General features: G+C 71.8%; 20 protein-coding genes. 11 read left to right on the top strand and 9 right to left on the bottom strand.

Annotated elements, in window-relative coordinates; translation table 11 throughout:
* Positions 1–307 precede the first annotated feature (307 nt).
* From IQ210_RS29185 to nicT, 3 genes are all read left to right on the top strand, one after another.
* Entirely contained in the window at positions 308–1,243 is a 936-nt protein-coding gene (locus IQ210_RS29185; protein WP_194082137.1) for a lysylphosphatidylglycerol synthase transmembrane domain-containing protein, read from the top strand.
* Between the two features lie 180 nt (positions 1,244–1,423).
* Complete coding sequence (gene prcB / locus IQ210_RS29180) at positions 1,424–2,278, top strand: proteasome subunit beta (RefSeq protein ID WP_194082136.1); 855 nt, start codon at positions 1,424–1,426, stop codon at positions 2,276–2,278.
* 133 nt (positions 2,279–2,411) lie between these two features.
* Positions 2,412–3,551 (top strand): Nickel transporter NicT, encoded by a 1,140-nt coding sequence (nicT, locus tag IQ210_RS29175; RefSeq protein WP_194082135.1) that lies wholly within the window; start codon positions 2,412–2,414, stop codon positions 3,549–3,551.
* 6 nt (positions 3,552–3,557) lie between these two features.
* On the opposite strand, the gene IQ210_RS29170 is transcribed toward nicT, so the two are convergent.
* The 3 genes from IQ210_RS29170 to sthA all read right to left on the bottom strand — a co-directional run bounded on the left by IQ210_RS29170 (position 3,558) and on the right by sthA (position 7,696).
* Complete coding sequence (locus tag IQ210_RS29170) at positions 3,558–4,511, bottom strand: hypothetical protein (RefSeq protein ID WP_194082134.1); 954 nt, start codon at positions 4,509–4,511, stop codon at positions 3,558–3,560.
* Between the two features lie 11 nt (positions 4,512–4,522).
* Positions 4,523–5,995 carry an APC family permease gene (locus IQ210_RS29165; RefSeq protein WP_194082133.1) on the bottom strand — a complete coding sequence of 491 codons (1,473 nt, stop codon included), beginning with the start codon at positions 5,993–5,995 and terminating at the stop codon, positions 4,523–4,525.
* 291 nt (positions 5,996–6,286) lie between these two features.
* Positions 6,287–7,696 (bottom strand): Si-specific NAD(P)(+) transhydrogenase, encoded by a 1,410-nt coding sequence (gene sthA, locus IQ210_RS29160; RefSeq protein ID WP_194082132.1) that lies wholly within the window; start codon positions 7,694–7,696, stop codon positions 6,287–6,289.
* 115 nt (positions 7,697–7,811) lie between these two features.
* Here sthA and IQ210_RS29155 point away from each other — a divergent pair, with 115 nt between their 5' ends.
* Positions 7,812–8,942 (top strand): sulfite oxidase, encoded by a 1,131-nt coding sequence (locus IQ210_RS29155; protein WP_194082131.1) that lies wholly within the window; start codon positions 7,812–7,814, stop codon positions 8,940–8,942.
* A 37-nt stretch (positions 8,943–8,979) separates the two neighbouring features.
* Here IQ210_RS29155 and IQ210_RS29150 read toward each other — a convergent pair whose 3' ends face one another.
* Positions 8,980–9,186 (bottom strand): hypothetical protein, encoded by a 207-nt coding sequence (locus IQ210_RS29150; protein ID WP_194082130.1) that lies wholly within the window; start codon positions 9,184–9,186, stop codon positions 8,980–8,982.
* 141 nt (positions 9,187–9,327) lie between these two features.
* Here IQ210_RS29150 and IQ210_RS29145 point away from each other — a divergent pair, with 141 nt between their 5' ends.
* A complete protein-coding gene (locus IQ210_RS29145; protein ID WP_194082129.1) occupies positions 9,328–11,577 on the top strand; it encodes an MMPL family transporter in 2,250 nt (749 codons plus the stop codon).
* On the opposite strand, the gene IQ210_RS29140 is transcribed toward IQ210_RS29145, so the two are convergent.
* The gene (locus IQ210_RS29140) at positions 11,564–12,640 is read right to left on the bottom strand and encodes a PP2C family protein-serine/threonine phosphatase (protein ID WP_322656916.1); all 1,077 of its coding nucleotides are present in this window, start codon (positions 12,638–12,640) and stop codon (positions 11,564–11,566) included. The genes IQ210_RS29145 and IQ210_RS29140 overlap by 14 nt on opposite strands.
* 62 nt (positions 12,641–12,702) lie before the next feature.
* Entirely contained in the window at positions 12,703–13,251 is a 549-nt protein-coding gene (locus tag IQ210_RS29135; RefSeq protein WP_194082128.1) for a hypothetical protein, read from the bottom strand.
* Positions 13,252–13,529: 278 nt separating this feature from the next.
* Here IQ210_RS29135 and IQ210_RS29130 point away from each other — a divergent pair, with 278 nt between their 5' ends.
* The 3 genes from IQ210_RS29130 to IQ210_RS29120 all read left to right on the top strand — a co-directional run bounded on the left by IQ210_RS29130 (position 13,530) and on the right by IQ210_RS29120 (position 15,839).
* Positions 13,530–14,429 carry a GNAT family N-acetyltransferase gene (locus tag IQ210_RS29130; protein ID WP_194082127.1) on the top strand — a complete coding sequence of 300 codons (900 nt, stop codon included), beginning with the start codon at positions 13,530–13,532 and terminating at the stop codon, positions 14,427–14,429.
* Positions 14,430–14,500: 71 nt separating this feature from the next.
* The gene (locus IQ210_RS29125; protein WP_194082126.1) at positions 14,501–14,827 is read left to right on the top strand and encodes a hypothetical protein; all 327 of its coding nucleotides are present in this window, start codon (positions 14,501–14,503) and stop codon (positions 14,825–14,827) included.
* 49 nt (positions 14,828–14,876) lie between these two features.
* Entirely contained in the window at positions 14,877–15,839 is a 963-nt protein-coding gene (locus IQ210_RS29120; protein ID WP_322656914.1) for a phosphotransferase enzyme family protein, read from the top strand.
* A 637-nt stretch (positions 15,840–16,476) separates the two neighbouring features.
* Here the strand turns inward: IQ210_RS29120 and IQ210_RS29115 are convergent.
* Positions 16,477–17,364: a Gfo/Idh/MocA family protein gene (locus IQ210_RS29115; protein ID WP_194082125.1), complete on the bottom strand. Its 888-nt coding sequence runs from the start codon at positions 17,362–17,364 to the stop codon at positions 16,477–16,479.
* Between the two features lie 268 nt (positions 17,365–17,632).
* Here IQ210_RS29115 and IQ210_RS29110 point away from each other — a divergent pair, with 268 nt between their 5' ends.
* Entirely contained in the window at positions 17,633–18,490 is an 858-nt protein-coding gene (locus IQ210_RS29110) for an aldo/keto reductase (RefSeq protein ID WP_194082124.1), read from the top strand.
* Between the two features lie 95 nt (positions 18,491–18,585).
* Complete coding sequence (locus IQ210_RS29105) at positions 18,586–20,358, top strand: ABC transporter ATP-binding protein (protein WP_194082123.1); 1,773 nt, start codon at positions 18,586–18,588, stop codon at positions 20,356–20,358.
* A gap of 91 nt (positions 20,359–20,449) precedes the next feature.
* Here the strand turns inward: IQ210_RS29105 and IQ210_RS29100 are convergent, their stop codons facing one another.
* The gene (locus tag IQ210_RS29100; RefSeq protein WP_194082122.1) at positions 20,450–20,797 is read right to left on the bottom strand and encodes a hypothetical protein; all 348 of its coding nucleotides are present in this window, start codon (positions 20,795–20,797) and stop codon (positions 20,450–20,452) included.
* Between the two features lie 236 nt (positions 20,798–21,033).
* On the opposite strand from IQ210_RS29100, the gene IQ210_RS29095 reads away from it, so the two are divergent.
* Positions 21,034–21,222 (top strand): DUF5133 domain-containing protein, encoded by a 189-nt coding sequence (locus IQ210_RS29095; protein ID WP_194082121.1) that lies wholly within the window; start codon positions 21,034–21,036, stop codon positions 21,220–21,222.
* A gap of 7 nt (positions 21,223–21,229) precedes the next feature.
* Here the strand turns inward: IQ210_RS29095 and IQ210_RS29090 are convergent, their stop codons facing one another.
* Complete coding sequence (locus IQ210_RS29090) at positions 21,230–22,198, bottom strand: GlxA family transcriptional regulator (RefSeq protein WP_194082120.1); 969 nt, start codon at positions 22,196–22,198, stop codon at positions 21,230–21,232.
* Positions 22,199–22,341: the final 143 nt, after the last annotated feature.

The raw sequence follows: 22,341 nt of genomic DNA, 5'->3' as shown, positions 1-22,341 counted from the left end.
CGCATTGCGTCCGAGCCGGTCGGGGTCGGCGCGGTGCTCGTGCGTGCGGCGTCGCCGGGTTCGCAGGGTGGTGGCGTATGACGTGCGCGCCGGTCGGGGTCGAAGGGTGGTGGCGAACGACGGCCGAAGGGGTCAGGCCCGGACGGTGTTGGCGAATGACGCCCGAACCGGTCGGGCCCGGAGGGTGGCGGCGCATGACGTTCGAATCGGTCGGGCCCGGAGGGTGGCGGCGCATGGCGTTCGAATCGGTCGAGGCTGGTGCGGTGGTCGGGCCGGCCGCGACCCCGGGCTTCGCGGGCGGTGGCCGATGACGTCCGGACCGGTCGTCGTCAGCGCTCCTCGAAGACGGGTCTTCTGGCAGACCGCCGTCACCGTCGCCGTCCTGGTGGGCACTGCCTGTCTGGCCCGGCGGCACTGGCCGATGCTGGAACGTGGGGCCGTGCGGCTCGCCGTCGCCGACCAGGGCTGGCTGCTGGTGGGCGGGGTCGCCGCCGCCGCGACCTGGGTGTGCGCCGCGCTCGCCCAACAGGGCGCGGTCGTCCCGCGGTTGCCCCAAGGGCGGCTGGTGGCCGCGCAGTTCGCCGCCGGTGCCGCCAACCACCTGCTGCCCGCAGGGCTCGGCGCCGGTGCGGTGAACCTCCGTTTCCTCATGCGCTGCGGTCTGACCGCGGGGCGCGCCGTGAGCGCCCTCGCCGTCAAGGGCACCGCCGCCGCGGTCGTCCGGGCGGTCCTGATCGTCACCCTCGTGGCGGCCTGCCCCGGCATGCTGCGGATGCCGCGGCCGCACCTCGTGGTCCTCGCCGTCCTGTGCGCTGCCGCCGTCTGCGTGACCGTCCTGCTGGCCTGGTCCCGGTGCCGGCGTGCTCTCGCCACCGTCCTCGCGGACATCCGGGCCGTGCACGCCAACCCGCCCCGGGCGGCGGCACTTTGGGGCGGCCAGCTGGCCTTCGCCGCCCTGCACGCCCTCGTCCTGATCGCCGTCACCCAGGCCGTCGCCCTCTCCCTGCCCCCGGCCCGGGTGGCACTCCTGTACGTCGCCGCCAGCAGCGCCGCCGCGCTGTTGCCCACGCCCGGCGGCCTCGGCTCCCTCGACGCCGCCCTCGCCTTCGCCCTCACGGCGAGCGGCGCCACGGGCACGGCCGCCGCCTCCGCGGTTCTCGGCTACCGCCTGCTGACGGTGTGGCTGCCACTGATTCCGGGGCTGGTGGTCCTGGCCGTACTGGTACGCCGTAAAGCCCTCTGAGCCCCACCGACGCGAGCCCTCTGAACCCCACTGGGCAAGCCCTCTGATCCAACCGGCGGCAAACCTTCTGGCCCGACCGGTCCGAGCCCCCTGAGCCCTCTGAACCCGACCCGTGTTTCCGCTCTGCGGACTTCAGGTAGGACTCGTTTGTCGGCCCGGAGACGACCAGGGGGGAACGCGATGACGGCGAGTGAGCAAGGCGGGCGGCTGGGGGAGGAGTTCTTCACTCCCGGGACCTCGTCCTTCGCGGAGTTCCTGACCGCCCACCGCCCGGACCTGCTGCCCACCCGCAAGCCCTTCCCGGACCACGTCCGCGCCGCCCCCGACCGCTTCCCGCACGGCACCACCGTGCTGGCCCTCGCCTACCGCGACGGCGTGCTCATCGCGGGCGACCGCAGGGCCACGATGGGCAACCTCATCGCCCAACGCGACCTGGAGAAGGTGCACCCCGCCGACGACTACACGGCCGTCGCCTTCGCGGGCACCGTCGGCCTCGCCCTCGACATGGTGAAGCTGTACCAGGTCGAGCTGACGCACTTCGAAAAGATCGAGGGCATCCCCATGACCCTCAACGCCAAGGCGCGGCGGCTGGCGGGGATGATCCGGCAGAACCTCGGCCAGGCCATGCAGGGACTCGCGGTCGTGCCGCTGCTCACCGGGTACGACGACTCCGCGCCCGAGGGCGAGCGGGGCCGCATCTTCAGCTTCGACGTCGCCGGGGGCCTGTACGAGAAGCAGGACTTCCACGCGGAGGGGTCCGGTTCGCCGTACGCCCGGGGCGCGCTGAAGAAGCTGTTCCGGCGGGGCATGTCCCGGCGCGAGGCGGCGCTCGCCGCGCTCCAGGCGCTGTACGACGCGGCGGACGACGACTCCGCGACCGGCGGCCCCGACATCAACCGCCGTATCTTCCCGATCGTCTCGGTCATCACCGAGGACGGCTTCGAGCGGCTGGCGGAACCGGAGACGGAGGAGCTCAGCCGGGAGATGGTGGCACAGCGCCGCACCCGCCCGGACGGCCCCAACGCGACGCCCTGAGCCCTGCCACCACGCTCTTTCCCCTCCCGTGGGGAAGATCTGCCACGGCCTTTACTGCACATGAGTTGCAGTTACCGGAGGATGGCACAAGGCTGCTTGTCGCGGCCGCTTCGCCGAACGAAAGATCCTCCCGATGCCGGTCGCCCCTGACTCCGCTCCGCCCCTCCCCGCCCCGGCCACCGGAAACGCCGGGGTACGGCAGCGCGTCCGCGGCTCCATGACGCGTGAGGAGTGGATCAGGGTCGGGGGGATGGCCGCGTTCATCCTCGCCCTGCACGTCATCGGCTGGTTCACCCTCGTCGTCCTCGTGGCGCCCGAGCACTACAGCGTCGGCACGAAGTCCTTCGGCATCGGCATCGGCGTCACCGCGTACACACTCGGCATGCGGCACGCGTTCGACGCCGACCACATCGCCGCGATCGACAACACCACCCGCAAGCTGATGGGGGAGGGGAAGCGGCCGCTCTCGGTCGGCTTCTGGTTCTCGCTGGGTCACTCCAGCGTCGTCTTCGGCCTGACGTTCCTGCTCTCCCTGGGCGTGAAGGCCCTCGCGGGCCCCGTCCGCGACGACGGCTCCTCGCTGCACGACGTCACGGGCCTGATCGGTACGACGGTCTCCGGGACCTTCCTGTACGTCATCGCCGGCATCAACCTCGTGATCCTGGCCGGGATCTGGAAGGTGTTCCGCCGGATGCGCTCGGGGAACTTCGACGAGGCCGCGCTGGAGGAGCACCTGAACAACCGGGGCTTCATGAACCGGCTCCTGGGCCGGGTCATGGGGTCGGTCACCAAGCCGTGGCAGATGTACCCGCTCGGCCTCCTCTTCGGCCTCGGCTTCGACACCGCCACCGAGGTCGCCCTGCTCGTCCTGGCCGGCTCGGGCGCCGCGTCCGGGCTGCCCTGGTACGCGATCCTGTGCCTGCCCGTCCTGTTCGCGGCCGGCATGTCCCTGCTGGACACGATCGACGGCACGTTCATGAACTTCGCCTACGGCTGGGCGTTCTCCAAGCCGGTCCGCAAGGTCTACTACAACCTCACCATCACCGGCCTGTCCGTCGCCGTCGCCCTGCTCATCGGGACGGTCGAACTCCTCGGCCTGCTCGCCGAGAAGCTCGACCTGCACGGCCCGTTCTGGACCTGGATCGCCGGACTCGACCTCAACACCCTCGGCTTCGCCGTCGTAGGCCTGTTCGTGCTGACCTGGATCGTCGCGCTGGTGGTGTGGAAGGCGGGCCGGATCGAGGAGAAGTGGACCGCGGACCTGGCGGACTGACCCCGCTCACAGCCGAAGTTCCTTGCGCCACTTGAGGATCTGTTTGTCCGGATCGCCTGTGTACGACCAGGGTGTGCGCGTGGCGCGTGGCCCCTGAATACGCAGCAGCGGGCCCGCGATGTCCGTCAGGCCCGCGTGACAGGCCGCGTGGGTCAGGTAGTTGAGGTCACGCAGTTCGCCCGGGGCGACCGCGCCGCGCGGGCGGTCGGCGAACCAGCGCTGCCAGGTGCGGCGTACGTCGCTGGCGGCGCCGTCGTTGCTCCAGTGCTCGGCGAGGCCGACCGAGGACTGGCGTCCCTTGGCCGCGTCCAGGGCGTAGCGGTACTCCTCGACCCGGGCGTACTGGACCAGGACCGGCAGCGCGCATCCCGGCGGCGCCACCCCGGCTGCGTCGCGGGCGAAGTCGTACATCAGGCCGTGCGTGCCGTGCCAGCGGGACGAGTAGTAGTGGAGTATCTGCAGATGGCCCTCCACGCTGTAGGGGTCGCGGCGGTGCAACTCGTCCCACCAGCGCGCCAGTTCCTGTCTGCGGACCCCGGACGGGTAGAGCCGGGCGACGGAGATCAGGGAGATCCACGGCGTCGGGTCGTCGGGGTAGGCGTCGGCGGCCTGGAGGCAGGCCAGCACGGCGGTGTCGATGCGGTGCTGGTCGATCGCCACGCCACGGCCCGCGGCGATCGCCAGGTTGAACGCCCGGGCCGTCTCGGTCGCCGCCCGCAGCACCAGCGCGTCACCGCTGTGCGGCTCGGCGGCCAGCCAGGACTCGGCCGTCGAACTGCTCGCGCAGGCCTGCGCGAGCAGCCGGACGCGGTGGCCGCGGCTGAGCCAGTCGGGGCCGGTCGCGCGCAGCAGTTCGCGCAGTCCCTGCCAGCGGCCGATGACGATGTCGTGGCGGGCGTCGGAGAGGGCGGTGTCACCGCAGTCGGGGTCGAAGTCGAGGGTGAAGCGGTCTCGCACCATTACCGGCTCCCTCAGAAGTCGGTGGGGAGACCCTCGTGGGCACGGGACTGCGCGACCACGAGGCCGTCGGGGACGTAGTCCGTCTCGACCGTGTGCGTGGCGTCCAGTTTGGCGGGGCGGTAGTAGTCGCTGCCCTGCCGCCAGTACCAGAGCATCGGCAGCAGTCCGACGGCGAGGCCGCCGATGCCGATCGTGATCGCCGCGGCGCTCAGCTCGCTCAGCGACTCCACGAAGATCCAGAACATGAACACGGCGCCCAGCAGCGGCCACAGGCCACCGAGCAGGAAGTTGGCCGCCGACCTCAGCAGCATCTTGCGGTAGGCGACGACCACGGCGAGACCCGCGAGCCCGTAGTACACCGCGATCTGGAGGCCGATCGCCGAGATCGCGTCGGAGAGGATGTCGCCCACCGTGCCCAGCAGGTTGGAGGCGATCAGCATCACCAGCGCCACCACACCGACCACGCTGATGGCCACCCACGGCGTGTTCCACCGGCGGTGCACCTTGCCGAGCGCCGACGGCATCGTACGGTCCCGGCCCATCGCGAACAGCGAACGCGTGACCTGGATGAGGGTCGTCTCCAGCGTGGCGATGGTCGACAGCATCACCGCGACGACCAGCAGCTTGCCGCCCCAGCCCGGCCAGATCTCCTCGCCCAGCACGGCCAGCACGTTGGCGTCGTTCTCCTCGATCTGCCGCGAGGACAGCACCACGTTCACCGCGATGGTGAACGCCTCGAACAGCAGGAAGACGATGCCCACCCCGATCAGGCCCGCGAGTCCGGTCGTACGACGGCTGTTGCGGGTCTCCTCGGAGAGGTTGCTGGTGACGTCCCAACCCCAGTAGTAGAAGGCGGCGATGAGCGCCCCGGACGCGAAGCCGGACACCCCGTCGAACTGGCCGAAGCCGAGCCAGGACCAGTCGAAGGCGCGGGCGTTGTCCGAGTGGAAGAGGGCCAGCACCGCGAACAGGGCGAGTATCGCGAGTTCGATGCCGGACATGAGCAACTGGGCGCGGACGGTGAGCCGGGCGCCGCCGAGCACCACCAGCAGCATCACCACGAACCAGGCCGCGCCGACCAGCGTCGACAGCGCGGTGTTGTCGGCGAGTTCCTCGTCGAACAGGGCCAGCGTCATCGACCCGGCGGGCAGCGAGCCGGCCACCATGAAGATGGTCGCCGACACCACCAGTGCCCAGCCGCTGAGAAAGCCGAGGAACGGGTGGAGAGTTCGGCCCACCCACGAGTAACTGGCGCCCGCGTTCACGTCGATACGGCTGAGATAGCTGAACGCCAGGGCGATGCCCAGCATCGGGATCGCGCAGTAGAGCAGGGCGGCCGGGCTGGCGAGGCCCACCGCGCCGACCAGGACGGCGGTGGTGGCGGCGATCGAGTACGCCGGGGCGCTGCCCGCGACGGCCATCACCACCGTGTCGAAGGTTCCGAGGGCGCCTGCTTGCAGCCCTCTGCCCCTGTTGTTGCTCATGACTTGCTGCTTTCCGTCGTGCACGACGCGGGGACGACCAGGGCCCCGACGGCGTAGGGGGGTGGGGGGTGGAACCCGCCTCCCACGGCGAGGGGTGGCCTCGGGTAAGGGGCGGCACAAAGGGGGGCGGCAGACACCGTTCAGCACTGCGTCGGCAGACGGTCACACCGTGTGTGCGAGTGATGATAGCCCTACCCGTCGGCCTTTCAAGATTGGCCGGAGGGGAATCTCCCGCTTCCAACTCCGCCGCAGGTCAGGGGCGTTGCCCGGGGCGGAGCCGGAGGCCGCGGATCAGTCGCCGATGTGGTCGATCTGGCGGAGCTTGTTGGTGGCGTCCAGGGCGGCGACCTTGTAGGACTCCGCGAGCGTCGGGTAGTTGAACACCGCGTCGACGAGATAGTCGACCGTGCCGCCGCAGCCCATCACGGACTGTCCGATGTGGATGAGCTCGGTGGCGCCCGTCCCGAAGCAGTGCACGCCGAGCAGGGTGCGGTCCTCGGGGGACACCAGCAGCTTCAGCATGCCGTGCGAGTCGCCGATGATCTGCCCGCGGGCCAGCTCCCGATACCGGGAGATACCGACCTCGAACGGCACGCTGTCCTCCGTGAGTTGGTCCTCCGTCCGGCCCACGAAGCTGATCTCGGGAATGGTGTAGATGCCGATGGGCTGGAGGTGGTGCATCCGTCCGACCGGCTCCCCGAAGGCGTGGTACGCGGCCGAGCGGCCCTGCTCCATCGACGTCGCGGCCAGCGCCGGGAAGCCGATGACGTCCCCGACGGCGTAGATGTGCGGCACCTCGGTGCGGTAGAACTCGTCGACCGTGATCCGGCCGCGCCGGTCCGCCGACAAGCCGGCCTTGTCCAGGTCGAGGTCGTCGGTGAGGCCCTGCCGGCCCGCCGAGTACATCACGGCGTCGGCGGGGATCTTCTTGCCGCTCTCCAGGATCGTCAGCGTGCCGCGCGGATGCCGCTCCACCGCCGCCACCGTCTCCCCGAACCGGAAGGTCACGGCGAGGTCCCGCAGGTGGTACTTGAGCGACTCGATCACCTCGACGTCGCACATGTCGAGCATCCCGGCCCGCTTCTCCACCACGGTGACCTTGCTGCCGAGCGCGGCGAACATCGACGCGTACTCCATGCCGATGACGCCCGCGCCGACGATGACCATCGAGCGCGGCACGTGCTCCAGGGCGAGGACGTTGTCGGAGTCCATGATGGTGCGCCCGTCGAACTCGACCGTGTCCGGCCGGGCCGGCCGGGTGCCGGTGGCGATGACGATGTGCTCGGCGCTGAGCAGACGTTCGTGACCGGTCACCTCGCGCAGCGCGACGGTGTGCGGGTCGACGAAGCGACCGGTTCCGGCGTAGAGGCTGACGTGGTTGCGGGAGAGCTGGCTGCGGATGACGTCCACCTCACGGCTGACCACGTGCTGGGTGCGGGCGGTCAGATCGGCGACGGTGATGTCCTCCTTCAGCCGGTAGCTCTGCCCGTACAGATCGCGCTGGGTGAGGCCGGTGAGGTACAGCACCGCCTCGCGCAGGGTCTTGGAGGGAATGGTGCCGGTGTGGATGGAGACCCCGCCGACCATGTCGGGGCGGTCGACGACGGCCACCCGGCGGCCCAGTTTGGCCGCGGCGATGGCGGCCTTCTGGCCACCCGGGCCGGATCCGATGACGAGCAGATCAAAGTCGAAGTCGGGCACCCTTAGGAGTGTGACAGTTCAACGGCCCGGTCCGGAAGAGCGGGCAACTGCCCGGCGTCGATGATCAGTTGAGCGGCGGGGTGCCGAGTCCGCCGCGCGGCGCGACAATGCCGTCATGGGCCATCGACTCGACGACGCGAGCGCCCCCGCCCGGCTGGCCGCCCCCGACGAGGGCATCGGCCGGGACGAACTCGCCCTCGCGACCCGCAACCACGGACTCCCGCTGGAAGCCCTGCGCTACGACGTCACCCCGCCGGGTCTGCACTACGTGCTGACGCACTACGACATCCCGTACGTCCCCGACGACACGGAGTGGCAGCTCACCGTCGGCGGCCTGGTCCATCACTCGCTCCGCCTCACCCCCGCCGACCTGCGGGCGTTCCCGCAGGTCACCACCCGGGTGACGCTGGAGTGCGCGGGCAACGGCCGGGCTCTGCTGACGCCCCGCCCGGTCAGCCAACCCTGGCTGGTCGAGGCCGTCGGCACCGCCGACTGGACCGGAGTGCCGCTGCGGCTGCTCCTGGAACAGGCCGGGGTCCAACAAGGCGCCGTGGACGTGGTGTTCACCGGCACCGACCACGGCGTGGAGCGCGGTGTCGAGCAGGACTACCAGCGCGCCCTGCCGATCGGCACGGCCACCGCCACTGAGCCCGAGGTACTCGTGGCGTACGCGATGAACGGCGCCCCGCTGCCACCGCAGCACGGCCGCCCACTGCGGCTGGTCGTGCCCGGCTGGTACGGCATGGCGCACGTGAAATGGCTGCGTGAAGTCACCGTCACCGACACCGAGTTCACGGGATTCCAGCAGTCCGTCGCCTACCGGCTGCGGCAGCACCCCGGTGACGAGGGCGAACCTGTCACCCGGATCGTGCCGCGCGCCCTCCTGGTCCCGCCGGGGTTCCCGGACTTCATGTCGCGCACCCGGGTGGTCCGGCCCGGCCCGGTGCCGCTGGAGGGACGCGCTTGGTCGGGGCGGGCGCCCGTGACCCGCGTCGAGGTGAGCGCGGACGCCGGACAGACCTGGCAGGACGCCGAACTCGAGCCGGACGGCGGCCATCGCTGGGCCTGGCGCCACTGGCGCTCCACCTGGACGGCGACACCGGGCGAGCACACGCTGACCGCGCGGGCCACCGACGCCGACGGCCACACCCAGCCACTGGACCAGCCGTGGAACCGCGGCGGCTTCGCCGTCAACCTCGTCCAGCGGGTGCCGGTCCTGTGCGTCGACGAGGACACGCAAGGCTGACGGGCCCGACGCCGGCCGGGCCCGGAAGGTCGTACCTCTACGGCAGCAGCTTCTCCAGCGCGGCCGGCCCCTCGGCCTCCAGCTTGCGCCGGGCCCATTCCAGGTTGCGCGGGGTCAGGTCCCGGCCGGCCGCGAGCACCACGTCCTCGGCGGACACCTCGGTGCCGGTCCGGGTGTGCAGCAGGTCGTCGGGGGTGGCGCGGTCCTCGGAGGGCCCGGCCGCTTCGGGCTGTGACGTCGGCATGATGTGTGCTCCTCGGGTCGTCAGCGGGTCCGATATCACCATTCACCCGGGGAGCTCCGTGTGCATCCGGAGAGCCCCGGCCCCGGATGCCGACGGGAGTGGGCGGGCGTGTAATGGGGGTAGCGAGCAAAGGCCAACGCCATGTCACCCACCCGCAGCACGCCAGGGGACGGGGGGCCCACCGCCACCGGGGGACTACGGCGGCTGGGACAGTGGTGCGCCCGCCATTTCGTGATCGTCCTCGTGGCCTGGCTCGTCGCCATCGTCGCCCTCCAGGTCCTCAACCGGTCCGTCGGCGGCGAGTACGAGGACAACTTCTCCCTGCCGAACGTGCAGTCGCAGCAAGGCCTGGACGTCCTGAAGAAGCACGACCCGGCGGCCGGCGGCTACAGCAGCCAGATCGTCGTGCACGACGCGCAGAAGCCGCTGACCTCGCTGGACTCCCAGATGTCCACGACGGTCGGCGACCTCCAGAAGCTCCCGCACGTCCTGGCCGTCCAGAACCCCCTGACCGTCTCCACCTCGCCGGTCGGACCGCTGTCCAAGGACGCGAAGACGGCGTACGTCACCGTCCGCTTCGACGTCCAGCCCTCCACCCTCGGCGACGACTACCTCCACGGCGTCGACAGCGCGGTGCAGCCGCTGCGGGCGGCCGGCGCCGACGTCGAGTACGGCGGACCGCTCGGCGAGCTGGCGCGGCCCGCCGCCGACGACCGGGTGAGCGAACTGATCGGTTTCGCGGTCGCGATCGTCGTCCTGCTCATCGGCTTCGGCAGTGTGATCGCCGCCGGTCTGCCCCTGGTGACGGCGCTGCTCAGCGCGATCGGCGGGCTGGCCTGTCTGGGGCTGCTCGCCGCCGCGTTCACCTTCGCCACCGTCTCGCCGACACTGGCCACGATGATCGGTCTCGGGGTGGGCATCGACTACGCCCTGTTCCAGATCACCCGGCACCGGCAGAACCTCATGGACGGCGCCGACCCGGTGACCTCCGCGGGCCGCGCGAACGCCACCAGTGGCCGCGCGGTGCTCGTCTCCGGCTGCACGGTCATCGTCGCCCTGGCCGGCCTGTCCGCGTCCGGCGTGACCTTCATCAGCAAACTGGGCCTGGCCGCGGCCGTGACCGTGGTCTCCGCGGTGCTCGGCGCGCTCACGCTGGTCCCCGCCCTGCTCGGGCTCATCGGCACCCGCATCGACCGCTACCACGTGCGCCGCCCGGTCGCCGAGACCGACGCCGCCGCGGGGGAGACCCCGCAGGGCACCTGGCACCGCTACGCCCAGCGCGTCGAACACCATCCCCTGCGCTATCTGGCCGCGGGCGTGGTGACGGTGGTCGTCCTCGCCATCCCGGTGTTCTCCATCCAGCTCGGCCACATCGGTGACGGTGCCGACCCGACCTCCTTCACCGACCGGCGCGCCTACGACCTGATGACGGACGCGTTCGGGCCCGGCTCCAACGGCCCGCTCACCGTCGTCATCGACCAGACCTCCGTACCGTCCTCGCAGCGCTCCACTCTCGCCACACAGGCCGGGAAGACACTCGACGGGGTGTCCGGGGCGGCCGCCGTCACCCCGCTCACGCCCACCACGGACGGCGACGTCCTCATCGGCACCGTCTACTCGAAGGAGTCGCCGCAGAGCGCCGCCACCACGGACCTGACGAACCGGCTGATCGACGACACCCTGCCCGCCGCGGTCTCCGGCACCGACGCCCAGGGCTATGTCACCGGGACCACGGCCGCGCAGGTCGACTTCCGGGACATCGTCGCCAGCCGGCTGCCGCTGATCATCGGCGTGGTGGTCGCCCTGGCCTTCCTGATCATCCTCGCCGTGTTCCGCGGACTGCTCGTCGCCCTGAAGGCCGCCGTCCTCAACGTCCTGTCGATCGCTGCCTCGTACGGGGTCGTCGTCGCCGTCTTCCAGTGGGGCTGGGGCGGGCCCGCGCTCGGCGTCTCCGGCAAGGTGCCCATCGAGAGCTATGTGCCCATGATGATGTTCGCGATCATCTTCGGGCTGAGCATGGACTACGAGATCTTCCTGCTGTCCCGCGTCCACGAGGCCTGGCTGCGCACGGGGGACGCCAAGGCGTCGGTCGCGCACGCGCTGGAGATCACCGCGCGGGTGATCACCTGCGCGGCGCTGATCATGGTGAGCGTGTTCGCCGCGTTCATCGTCAGCGACAACATCGTGGTCAAGATGCTCGGGTTGGGCCTCGCGGTGAGCGTGTTGATCGATGCGACCGTGGTGCGGCTGCTGATGGTGCCGGCCGTGATGACGCTGCTCGGCCGACACGCCTGGTGGACACCCCGGTGGCTGGACCGGATGCTGCCGCACATCGACGCGGAGGGGGAGCCGGAGTCGGCGGCGGAGCGGCCCAAGGTCATGCAGGGCTGAGGACGAGCATCGTCACGTCGTCGACGGCCGTTCCGCAGTGACCGAGCAGGTCACGCCACACGCGCTCCACCAGGACCGCCGGTTCCAGGTCCATGAAGCCGGTGAGCCGCTCGGTGAGCGGATAGAACACCCCGCCCGCACCCCTGGCCTCGGTGACCCCGTCGGACGCCAGGAACAGCCGGTCACCGCCCAGCAGCGGCACGGTGAGCCCGGCCGGGGACCCGGCGTCGCCCAGCCCCAGCCCCAGCGGCACGCCCGCCGTGACCTCCAGCTCGACGGCCCGCCCCTCGCGCAGCAGCACGGGTGCCGGATGCCCGCACACCACGATCCGCACGGACCGGGCGTCGGCGGCGAAGTCGAGCAGTACGGCGGTCGCGAACAGCTCGGCGTGCGGCACCTCCGCCGAGTCCACCACGAGGCGGCGGTCGAGGCGCGCCGCCACCGACTCCGGGTCCGGCTCGTCCAGCACCGCCTCCCGGAACGCGCCCAGCAGCGAGGCGACGGTGGCGACGGCCGCCAGCCCGTGCCCCTGGACGTCCCCCATCACGGCCCGCACGCCGTGCGGCCCCCGCCGTACGTCGAAGAAGTCGCCGCCGACGAGCGTGCCGCGCTGCGCCGCCCGGTACAGCCCCGCACACCCCACGGGCCCCACCCGCGCGGGCAACGGCGGCACGACCGCCCGCTGCGCCGCCTCGGCCACCGCCCGCTCGGTCACCAGCTGGGCGTCACGGTGGCTGCGGACGAAGGACACGCCCACGCTCAGTGCCGCGACGAAGCCCACGGTGAGCAGGTCGGCGTTGCCGGGGTCGTCGAGCCGGAACGCCGGGACGACCAGGACGGCCACGACGAGGCCGCCGAGGACCGCCGTCGCGGCGGGGCCGTAGGACAGCACGGCCAGCGGGGGGATCGCGCCCAGCAGAAAGCCGATGTCCAACGGCTCGGGGCTCGCGAGGGTCGCCGCGCACACCCCCGCCAACAACGCGACCGGCAACACCCGCACCCACCCCGGCGGCGGCGCCCCGCGCAACCAACCCCCCTGCTCCACCTCCCGCTCCGTACCCACGCCTCCACGGTCCTCCGTACGGGAGTGGGACGCACGCCGAGGCTGGGCCGCCCTCGCGGTCGTCAGGACGCCGTGCGAGCCGTAGGCCGGGGATGGAGCCGGAACACCTGGACGACCGCCCTGGCGTGCAGGGAATCCAGTGTCCTGACCTGCTGCTCCGCCCTCCGCAGCAGCTGTTCGAGCCGATCGGCGTCGAGGCGCGGTTCCAGTGCCGACACCGGCAGCAGCGCACGCCAGAGTGACGCCTTGCCCTGGGCGCCCAGCCGCAGGGTCTCCAGTTCGACCAGCACGGCGAGACCGGAACGGCGCAGCAGCCGGCCGTTGGGCTTCACCCGCCCGATCCGCTCCGCCAGCCAGGCGAGGACCGGCTTGTATCGCCGCACGGGCACATCGAGGTCCGCCAGCATCCCCGCGAGCGCCTGGCGGTCCTGGGCGATCTCCGTCGCCAGCTTGTCCAGATCGCCGCCGTACGCCGACGCGTGATGCTCCTGGACCATGCGGCGGGCGAGCGCCGAACCGCTCGTGGCACCGGCCAGATGGTCGTTGAGGTAGATGCCCAGCATCCTGTGCCGCGCCGGACCGTCCACAGACTTCCGTGTCGGCACGTTCATGGTGTCCCTCCCGGGCCTGGACTTCTCCGACAGTCACCGAGTGCCCCGCTCGGCCATGAACACGAGAAGCGACCGTGCGGCGGACACCGAGCGGCCCGAAAAACCGCTGGCGCCTTCCCCGTTGGATCTCCTAACGTGTCCCCGTCACGCCCCAGGACCGACGGAAGGAGGCGAGTGCCGTGCAGTTCACCCACATCCAGCGCTCCCTTCCCGTTGCCCCGGGCGTGCACGTCTGAGTTCCCGGGAGCGCTTCACGCAGCCTGTTCCCGGAGGAACCCATGACCGATCTGGTCATCCGCGCGCTCGACGAGAGCACCGCCCACGAATTCGACACGCTTCCCGACCCCCTCGGCGTGCGCGCCGCGCATCCGCTGACCCGGCACCGCCCCGACTGGCAGCGCATCGCCCTGCGCGACGGCCGGATCGTGGCCCGCGCCGCCTGGTGGGGCGGCCCCGACGACACCGAGCCCTTGTGCGTCGACCGCCTCGACATGGCCGAGGGGGAGACCGAGGCGGCGGCGGAACTCCTGCGCACCGCGCCCTGGCGCGTCGACATCGACTTCAGCCTGCCGCCCGGCTGGCGCGAGGACCCGGCCGTACGCCCCGAAGTCGAGGCCCGCTTCGACGCCGCGCGAGCCGCCGGGTACGAACTCCTCGTCGAGCGCTTCCACTACCGCTGGACCCCCGACTGCGGCCTGCCCGAGCGGACCGGCCGCCTCGTGTACGGCCCCGAGCCCGACGACGCCGTCTTCTTCGACGCCCTGCGCCGCATCCACTCCGTCACCCTCGACGCGCACAGCGCTAAGGCCGCCGAGGAAGGCGGCCTCGACCGAGCGGCCCAGGAGGAACTGGACTTCTTCCGCTGGTGCCCCTCCCCGCGCGAGTGGTGGCAGATCGCCCGCACACCGGACGGCGAGCTGGCCGGCATCCACATCCCCGCGCGCAACCACCAGGCCCCGATCGTCGCCTTCATCGGCGTCGTCCCGGAACAGCGCGGCCATGGCTACGCCTACGACCTGCTGACCGAGTGCACCCACTACCTCGTCGAGCAGGGAGCCGAGTACGTCGTTGCGGCGACCGACCAGGGCAACTTCCCCATGGCCGCGCACTTCGCCAAGGCCGGCTATCCCGTGACCCGGGAGCGGGTCAACTTCCATCTCCCGGCGGACGCGCGGTAGCCGCGACGGCCTCTGTCAGTGCCGGATGACAAGGTGAGCGGGAGCATCGGCACCGGGTGACGGAGGCGCAAGTGGGGTTCGACAGTCAGGTCTGGCAGGTGCGCGGCGGCGACGAGCCGGTGGGGGAGATCCACATCGACGACGCCGACTTCCCCTGGCTGTCGGGCCACTTCACGGCAGGGCCCGGCTACGACGTCGTACGAGAACTGTTCGCGCGGGAACTCGCCCTGGCCGAACGGGACGACGACGGTCACTGGGAGGAGTGGGAGCGGGTCTACGACGAGATCCGGCGGCGGGTGTCGCTGGTCTCGCCGGACGGCCCGGTCCCCGAGTTCCTGCTGCACATCGAGGGCGACCGGGCCTGGTTCCGGTGGAGCGACAAACCGTTCGACGACTAGCCGCCGCACCTGGGATCTTGGATGGTCGCGACCGTGGAGAGGACCCCCTGTGCAGCGAGCAGCCGATGCCATCGCCGACCACTACGGACTCGGCGGCGGACCGTGGACCATGACCCCCGTCGCCCGTGGGGCGCTGGGGCAGATCTGGAAGCTGTCGGGTGGCGGCACCACCTGGGCGGTGAAGGAACTGCTCTTCGGCTGCGACGAGGAGCAGGTGCGGCGCGAGGCCGCGCTGCGGGACGCCGCCGAGGAGCTGGGGATCTCCGCGCCCCGTCTCATGCCCAACCGCGACGGCTCCCACGTCACGCGACTCGACGGTTCCTACGTCAAGTTGTACGACTGGGTCGGCGGCGGCGAGGCCGACCGCACCGACCCGGAGATGCTCAGCTGGTGCGGGCGGACGCTCGCCCTTCTGCACCGGGCCGGCGAGGGGGCCACGGAGACGCCGAACGCCTGGTACGAGGAGTGTCCTCAGGACGCCGACTGGGCCCGCCTGTTGAAGGAGGCGCGCCAGGCCGGGGTGGAGTGGGCGGAGGAGCTGGGCCGGTTCCTCGACACCCGGATGCCGGAACTGGCGCGGCACGTCACGCCGTCCGGCCCTGACGGCCTGGTGACCTCCCACCTCGACATGCAGCCCCCGAACGTCCTGGTCGGCCCGGCCGGCCCCACCCTCATCGACTGGGACAACGCCGGCGTCATCTCGGCGGAACGCGAACTCGCCCGCGTGCTCTACGTGTGGGCGGGCGGCAACGACTTCTCCGCCGAGGCCGCCCGGCGCCTCACCCGCGCCTACGCGGACGCCGGAGGCCCCGCCAGGATCACGGGCCTCAACTCCTTCTCGATGCTCTTCGCCACGGACCTCAACTTCGTGTACGTCCAGGCCGAGTGCGCGATCGACCCGAAAGTGACCCCTGAACAACGCGAGTTCGCGAGCCGCAGGGTCATCGACACCCTGGCAACCCTGCCGGACCCGCCCACCGTGGCACGCCTCGCGGCGACGACCACGACCTGAGCCTCGGCCGCGGTTTGAGCGTCTCCGTGGTCTGCCTGTTGAGCGGCGACTTGATGCTGAGCCGCGGCTGGACTGTCGGCCGCCCCCGAGTGTCGTCCGTGGCATGACCGCCTCACGCGGCATGATGCCTCAGCCGCGGCCGGGGCGTTGGCCGGGGTTTGGGCGTCGTCCGCGGTCTGCCTGTTGAGCGGTGACTTGATGCTGAGCCGCGGCTGGACCGTCGGCTGCCACGCGAGCAGCATCCGCGGCATGACCGCCTCACGCGGCATGACGGGGCGTTGGCCGCGGTTTGGGCGTCGCCCGCGGGCTGGTTGCGAGCGGCGACTTGATGCCGAGCCGCGGCTGGACTGTCGGCCGCCCCCCGAGCGTCGCCCGTGGCACGGCCGCCTCACGCGGCAAGCTGCCTCAGCTGCGGCCGGGGCGTTGGCCGGGGTTTGGGTGCCATCCGCGGGCTGGCTGCGGGCCGCGACTCGATGCTGAGCCGCGGCTGGACCGTCGGCCGCCATGCGAGCAGCGTCTGCGGCATGGCCGCCCCACGCGGCACGAAGCCTCAGCCGCGGCGTGAGTGTCGTGCCGGGACGGCCGTAGGCCGTGCCATGCGCCCCAGCCGTCCCTCGGCCGTCAACCGCCGCGCGTGTCAGTCGCGTTCGTCGCCCAGCAGGCTCTCGGCCCTGGCCAGGATCTCCGTGACCCGCAATCCGAACGCGGCGTCGCACGGGTGTGGTCTGCCGGTGCGGGCCGCGTCGAGCAGGGCGTCCGCCGCGCGGATCAGGGCCGGCACCGCGCCCTCCGGGCTGCGCGGCAGCAGGGTCGCCCCCGCCTCGCCGCGCAGTTCCACGGCCGCGCCCGCCGCCGCGGGCGGCGCCGTCAGGCTCAGGGTGAGCGTGCTCGACGCGCCACCGGTGTGTTCGAGGACGAGGTGCACGGTGTCCGCGGGACCGTGCGCGGCCGCCGCCACCCGCCGTACGTCGCCGAGGACCGGCAGCAGCACCGACAGCGCGTGCGGGCCCACGTCCCACAGCGCGCCCATCTCGCGCCGCCACGGCGACGCCCCGAAGGGGCTGTCGGTGGTGAACACCGCGCCCAGCCATTCGGCGCGCGCGGTGAACCAGCCCTCCACGGCGGCCTGTTCGGTGATCCACGCCTCGGTCACGGCCTGGAAGCGGGTCGTGAAGAACACGACTGAGGCGACCCCGGCCTCCCGCACCGCGTCCACCACGGCCCGGCCCTGCTCGACCGTCGGCGCGAGCGGCTTGTCCAGCAGCAGATGGCAGCCGGCCCGCGCGGCCCGTACCGCCAGCTCGGCCTGCACCCCCGGCGGCAGCGCCACCGCGACGGCGTCCACGTCGGCGAAGAGCGCGTCGACGTCGTCGTAGGCCCGGGTGCCGAACCGGCCCGCCAACTCCTTCGCGGCGTCCGGGCGGCGGCCCCACACCCCGGCGAAGTCCAGTTCCGTGTGCTCGCTCAGGGCGGGCGCGTGCGCCCCCTCGGCCCATGGGCCGGTGCCGAGCAGTCCGATGCGCATGCCGCCGCCTCTCTCAACCGTCGTCGCTGGTCGAGGGCGAGCGTGCCACACGCACCCGAAGCCCGCGCAAGCGGATCGGGGAGACGGGTCGCACACCGGTCGACGTGCCGCGCAATTCAGTCCCCGCAGTGCTGAATGCGTTCTCTTTCTTCTATTGGACCTGCGGGCCCGGACCGGTTCAGGCTGAGACGCGTGTCCGGCCCGGCGTCCGCCTGTCGACCCACCGGACACCCGCACCCGTACGGCAGCCGCAGAGAGGTCACACCCCATGCACACGCGACGCATCGGTGACGTCGAGGTCAGCGCCATCGGCCTGGGCGGAATGCCCATGTCCATCGAGGGACGCCCGGACGAGGCGCGTTCCCTCGCCACCCTGCACGCCGCCCTCGACGCGGGCGTGACGCTCATCGACACCGCCGACGCCTACCACCTGCACGCCGACGAGGTCGGCCACAACGAGAGCCTGATCGCCAAGGCCCTCGCCTCCCACGACCGGGGCGGGGACGTCCTCGTCGCCACCAAGGGCGGCCATCTGCGCCCCGGCGACGGCAGTTGGACCCTCGACGGCCGCCCGGAGCACCTGAAGGAGGCCTGCGAGGCGTCGCTGCGCCGGCTCGGCGTCGAGGCCATCGGGCTCTACCAGTTCCACCGCCCCGACCCGCGGGTGCCGTACGCCGACTCCGTCGGTGCCGTGCGGGAGTTGCTGGACGAGGGCAAGATCCGGATGGCGGGGATCTCCAACGCGAACCCGGAGCAGATCCGGCAGGCGAACGACATCCTCGAGGGACGGCTCGTCTCCGTGCAGAACCAGTTCTCCCCGGCCTTCCGCTCCAGCGAGCCGGAGCTGGAGCTGTGCGACGAACTCGGCGTCGCGTTCCTGCCCTGGAGCCCGCTCGGCGGTATCTCCCGGGCGCGTGAACTCGGCTCCGCCTACGCGCCGTTCGCCCGCATCGCCGAGGCGCACGGGGTGAGCCCGCAGCGGGTGTGCCTGGCCTGGATGCTCGCCAAGTCGCCGGTCGTGGTCCCGATCCCGGGGTCCAGCCGGCCCGAGACCATCCTCGACTCGCTCGCCGCGGCCGAACTCACCCTGAGCGCCGCGGAGATTGCCGCTCTCGACCAGGTGTAGCCCCAGGAAGCAGGGGCAGAAAGCGCTTGCCCAGTCGGGCGGGCTCTGATGGAGTGCCTGCCCGACCACCCGAACCCTGGGAAGGACCACCACCAATGGCCTCGCCGTTGGAGAGACCGCTCGACCACCGCTACCGGGGCGAGCACCCCATCCGCACCCTCGCCTACCTGTTCCGTGCCGACCGTCGCCGCCTCGCCTCGGCGGTCGGCATCTTCACGGTCAAGCACAGCCCCATCTGGCTGCTGCCGCTGATCACCGCGTCCATCATCGACACGGTCGTCCAGCACGGACCGATCGGCGACCTCTGGCTGAGCACCGGGATCATCATGCTGATCCTGCTGGTCAACTACCCGTTGCACGTGCTGTACGTCCGCCTGCTGTACGGCAGCGTGCGCCGCATGGGCACCTCGCTGCGGTCCGCGCTGTGCACCCGCATGCAGCAGCTGTCCATCGGCTACCACTCCCGGGTCAGCGCCGGCGTCCTCCAGGCCAAGGTCGTCCGGGACGTCGAGACCGTCGAGCAGATGGTGCAGCAGACCGCCGAGACCGGTCTCGGTGCGGGCACCGTGCTCATCGGCGGGCTCGTCATCATCGGCATCCGCACCCCGGAGTTCCTGCCGGTGTTCCTGGTCGTCGTCCCCGCCGCCGCGCTCGTCGTGGCCCGCCTCAGGGCCCGGCTGCGCACCCACAACGAGCACTTCCGGCACGAGGTCGAGACCCTGTCGTCCCGCGTCACCGAGATGACCCGCCTGATCCCCGTCACCCGCGCCCACGGTCTGGAGCGCAAGGCGCTGCGCCGCATGGACGGCACCCTGCACCGCCTGCTCACCTCCGGCAACCGCCTCGACCTCGTCAACGGCCGCTTCGGCTCGCTGGCCTGGGTGGTGCTCAACGTCGTCGGCGTGCTCGTCCTCGCGGGCGCCGCGCTGGTGTCGTACTACGACGTCTGGGGCGTCACCCCCGGTGACGTGGTGATGCTCAGCGCGTTCCTGACCACCCTGACCAACTCCACGACGACGCTGGCGGGGCTCGCCCCGGTCATCACCAAGGGCCTGGAGTCGGTGCGTTCGGTGGGCGAGGTGCTCCAGGCGCCCGAACTGGAGGACAACGCGGGCAAGTCCGAGGTCGGAGAGGTCCGCGGGGCCGTCGCCTTCGAGCAGGTCGGCCATGTGTACGGGGACGGGGAGCGGCCCGCCGTGCACGACTTCACCCTCTCCGTGCGGCCCGGGGAGACCATCGCCCTCGTCGGCGCGTCCGGCGCGGGCAAGTCCACCGTCCTCAACCTGGTCATCGGCTTCATCCGCCCGACCTCGGGCCGGCTGCTGCTCGACGGCACCGACATGAACGACCTCGACCTGCGCACGTACCGGCGGTTCGTGTCGGTGGTGCCGCAGGAGTCGATCCTGTTCGACGGCACGATCCGGGAGAACGTCGCCTACGGGATGGAGGACGAGGCCGACGAGGAGACGGTGCGGGCGGCCCTGCGGGACGCCAACGCGCTGGAGTTCGTCGACCGGCTGCCGCAGGGCCTGGACACCGTCGTCGGCGAGCGCGGGGCCCGGCTCTCCGGCGGCCAGCGCCAGCGCCTCGCGATCGCCCGCGCCCTCATCCGGGACCCCCGGGTCCTCGTCCTCGACGAGGCCACCTCGGCGCTGGACACCCGCTCGGAGGCCCTGGTCCAGGAAGCCCTCGCCCGGCTCCTGCACGGCCGCACCACCTTCGTGGTGGCCCACCGGCTGTCCACCGTGCGCGGCGCGGACCGGATCGTGGTGATGGGCGACGGCCGCATCCAGGAGATCGGCACGCACGAGGAACTCCTGCGCCGGGGCGGCGCGTACACGGCACTGCACAGCGGGCAGGTGGCCTGAGCGGTGCCCTCCGGGCGGTAGCGGGTCTGCGGCATGATCCGCCGGACAGGCCCTGGCGACGCCCGGAGGGCGCTCGTGCGAGGCAGGTCCGTCAGGCGGCGCTGCTGCGCGGGACGCGGTGCGGACAGCGGCTGTCGTGGTCCGTACCGCAACTCGTCCACCAGCGCTCGCAGCACGCGGCGTCGAGCTCGGCCTGTACGACGTCGTCGGCGGCCTCGGTGACATCGAGGCCGACCGCGTACCCGGCCGGCACGGCCGCCGTCCGCTCCTCGTGCCACTCGGCCTCGCGGACGACGGCGATGACCGGGACGAGGCTCGCGGCGGCGAGGAGATACACGGCCCACGTGGGGCCGTGACGGTACTGCAGGACCGAGGTCCAGGCGAGTCCGGCGCTCGTGGCGACGTAGATCGCGCAGAGCAGACGGGGGAGGCAGTTCATGGCGTACACCGTTCGTGCGAGGGTCTGCGTCCTGTTCAACTGCCGACGGCCCGTGGGGAAGCGGGTCGGTTCCACGCTTGCCGGAACGTCACTCCTGTGGGTCTCCCGCAGTCCGGATTCGAGCGGCACTCGGGCACGGAGAGTCAGGATTCCGTCAAAAGCGGGCCGCGGAGCGGAAGATGTGACCGATCCGAAGCCGGGCCCGTGGACCGAACCGTCTTGAGAGGGGCATTTCCGTGTTGGTGCCGGACCCGAAGGTCGTCAGGAAGCTGCTCACGCAGTACGCGTCGCTTCAGATCGCCCACGCCGAGCGGAGCGACGCCACGGTCGCGCGCGAGTTGGAGGACGTGAGCTACACCCTGTGCGTCCTGATGGGCGCCAACGCCGTCCACGACGCCGTCGCCAAGGCCGACGCCCTGCTCTGAGCGGGTTCTAGCGGGACACCGGAGAGCGTGAACTCCCGTGGAACGCGCCGCGGTAGGCCTGCGGAGTGGTTCCGGCGACGCGCCGGAACCGCTCCCGGAACGCGGTCGGGGAACCGAACCCGGCCTGCCGCGCGATGCGTTCGATCGGGTGGTCGCTGTTCTCCAGCAGGTACTGGGCGCGCCGCACCCGCGCCCGAAGCAGCCACTGCAACGGAGTGGTGCCGGTCTGTTCGCGGAACCGGCGGCTGAAGGTGCGCTCGCTCATCCCCGACCGTGCCGCCATCGCGGCCAGGGTGATCTCACGGGCCAGGTTGTCCTCGATCCACTCCAGGACCGGTTCGAGGGTCGAGCCGCGCGGCACCGGCGGATGGTCCAGCACGATGAACTGGGCCTGGCCGCCCTCCCGTTCGAGGGGCATGACCGACATCCGCGCGGCATCGGCGGCGACGGCCGACCCGAAGTCGCGCCGGATCATGTGCAGACACATGTCGAGGCCCGCGGCGGCGCCCGCCGAGGTGAGGATCCGGCCGTTGTCGACGTAGAGGACGTCCGGCTCCACCCGGACCCGGGGGAAACGGCGGGCCAGTTCGCCCGCGGCCACCCAGTGCGTGGTGGCCCGCAGCCCGTCCAGCAGCCCGGCCTCCGCCAGCACGAACGCGCCCACGCACACCGAGGCGATCCGGGTGCCCGCCGCCGCGGCCTGCCGCAGCGCGTCCAGCACCGGTGCGGGGGTGGGGCCGGCCTCGGGGGAGCAGCCGGGCACGACGATGGTGTCCGCGTCCGCCAGGGTCTCGAGGCCGCGTTCGACGCGGAGCGAGAAACCGCCGTCGGCCCGCACCTCCGGCGACTCGGCGCACAGCCGGACCCGGTAGGGCCCGCGGCCGTCGGGCAGCCGCGTCCAGTCGAAGACCTGCATCGGCGCCGCCATGTCGAACGGCACCACCTGGTCGAGAGCCAGGATCGCCACGGTGTGCATGAGGGCCACGATAGGCGGGTTCCCGCCAGGCCAGGTGAAGGGGGCCAGAAGGAAAAGCAGTGGTGGACGGCCTTGGCGAGAATCCGTTGCTTCCTGTCGTTCCAGCCGCTGTGCGCCGGGTGCGAAGATCCCTAACGTGGGCC

Origin of the sequence: Streptomyces justiciae (assembly GCF_015163075.1) — a bacterium.
Classification (GTDB): Bacteria; Actinomycetota; Actinomycetes; order Streptomycetales; family Streptomycetaceae; genus Streptomyces; species Streptomyces justiciae.
This window is presented reverse-complemented; position numbering and strand designations above follow the sequence as displayed.

Excerpts from the sequence above, each read along its gene's own strand:
- IQ210_RS29185 (WP_194082137.1), top strand. The coding sequence starts at position 308 with ATGACGTCCGGACCGGTCGTCGTCAGCGCTCCTCGAAGACGGGTCTTC.
- IQ210_RS29130 (WP_194082127.1), top strand. The coding sequence starts at position 13,530 with ATGACCGATCTGGTCATCCGCGCGCTCGACGAGAGCACCGCCCACGAA.
- IQ210_RS29155 (WP_194082131.1), top strand. The coding sequence starts at position 7,812 with ATGGGCCATCGACTCGACGACGCGAGCGCCCCCGCCCGGCTGGCCGCC.
- prcB (WP_194082136.1), top strand. The coding sequence starts at position 1,424 with ATGACGGCGAGTGAGCAAGGCGGGCGGCTGGGGGAGGAGTTCTTCACT.
- IQ210_RS29090 (WP_194082120.1), bottom strand. The coding sequence starts at position 22,198 with ATGCACACCGTGGCGATCCTGGCTCTCGACCAGGTGGTGCCGTTCGAC.
- IQ210_RS29135 (WP_194082128.1), bottom strand. The coding sequence starts at position 13,251 with ATGAACGTGCCGACACGGAAGTCTGTGGACGGTCCGGCGCGGCACAGG.
- IQ210_RS29115 (WP_194082125.1), bottom strand. The coding sequence starts at position 17,364 with ATGCGCATCGGACTGCTCGGCACCGGCCCATGGGCCGAGGGGGCGCAC.
- IQ210_RS29145 (WP_194082129.1), top strand. The coding sequence starts at position 9,328 with ATGTCACCCACCCGCAGCACGCCAGGGGACGGGGGGCCCACCGCCACC.
- IQ210_RS29150 (WP_194082130.1), bottom strand. The coding sequence starts at position 9,186 with ATGCCGACGTCACAGCCCGAAGCGGCCGGGCCCTCCGAGGACCGCGCC.
- IQ210_RS29165 (WP_194082133.1), bottom strand. The coding sequence starts at position 5,995 with ATGAGCAACAACAGGGGCAGAGGGCTGCAAGCAGGCGCCCTCGGAACC.
- IQ210_RS29170 (WP_194082134.1), bottom strand. The coding sequence starts at position 4,511 with ATGGTGCGAGACCGCTTCACCCTCGACTTCGACCCCGACTGCGGTGAC.
- IQ210_RS29110 (WP_194082124.1), top strand. The coding sequence starts at position 17,633 with ATGCACACGCGACGCATCGGTGACGTCGAGGTCAGCGCCATCGGCCTG.
- nicT (WP_194082135.1), top strand. The coding sequence starts at position 2,412 with ATGCCGGTCGCCCCTGACTCCGCTCCGCCCCTCCCCGCCCCGGCCACC.
- IQ210_RS29105 (WP_194082123.1), top strand. The coding sequence starts at position 18,586 with ATGGCCTCGCCGTTGGAGAGACCGCTCGACCACCGCTACCGGGGCGAG.
- IQ210_RS29100 (WP_194082122.1), bottom strand. The coding sequence starts at position 20,797 with ATGAACTGCCTCCCCCGTCTGCTCTGCGCGATCTACGTCGCCACGAGC.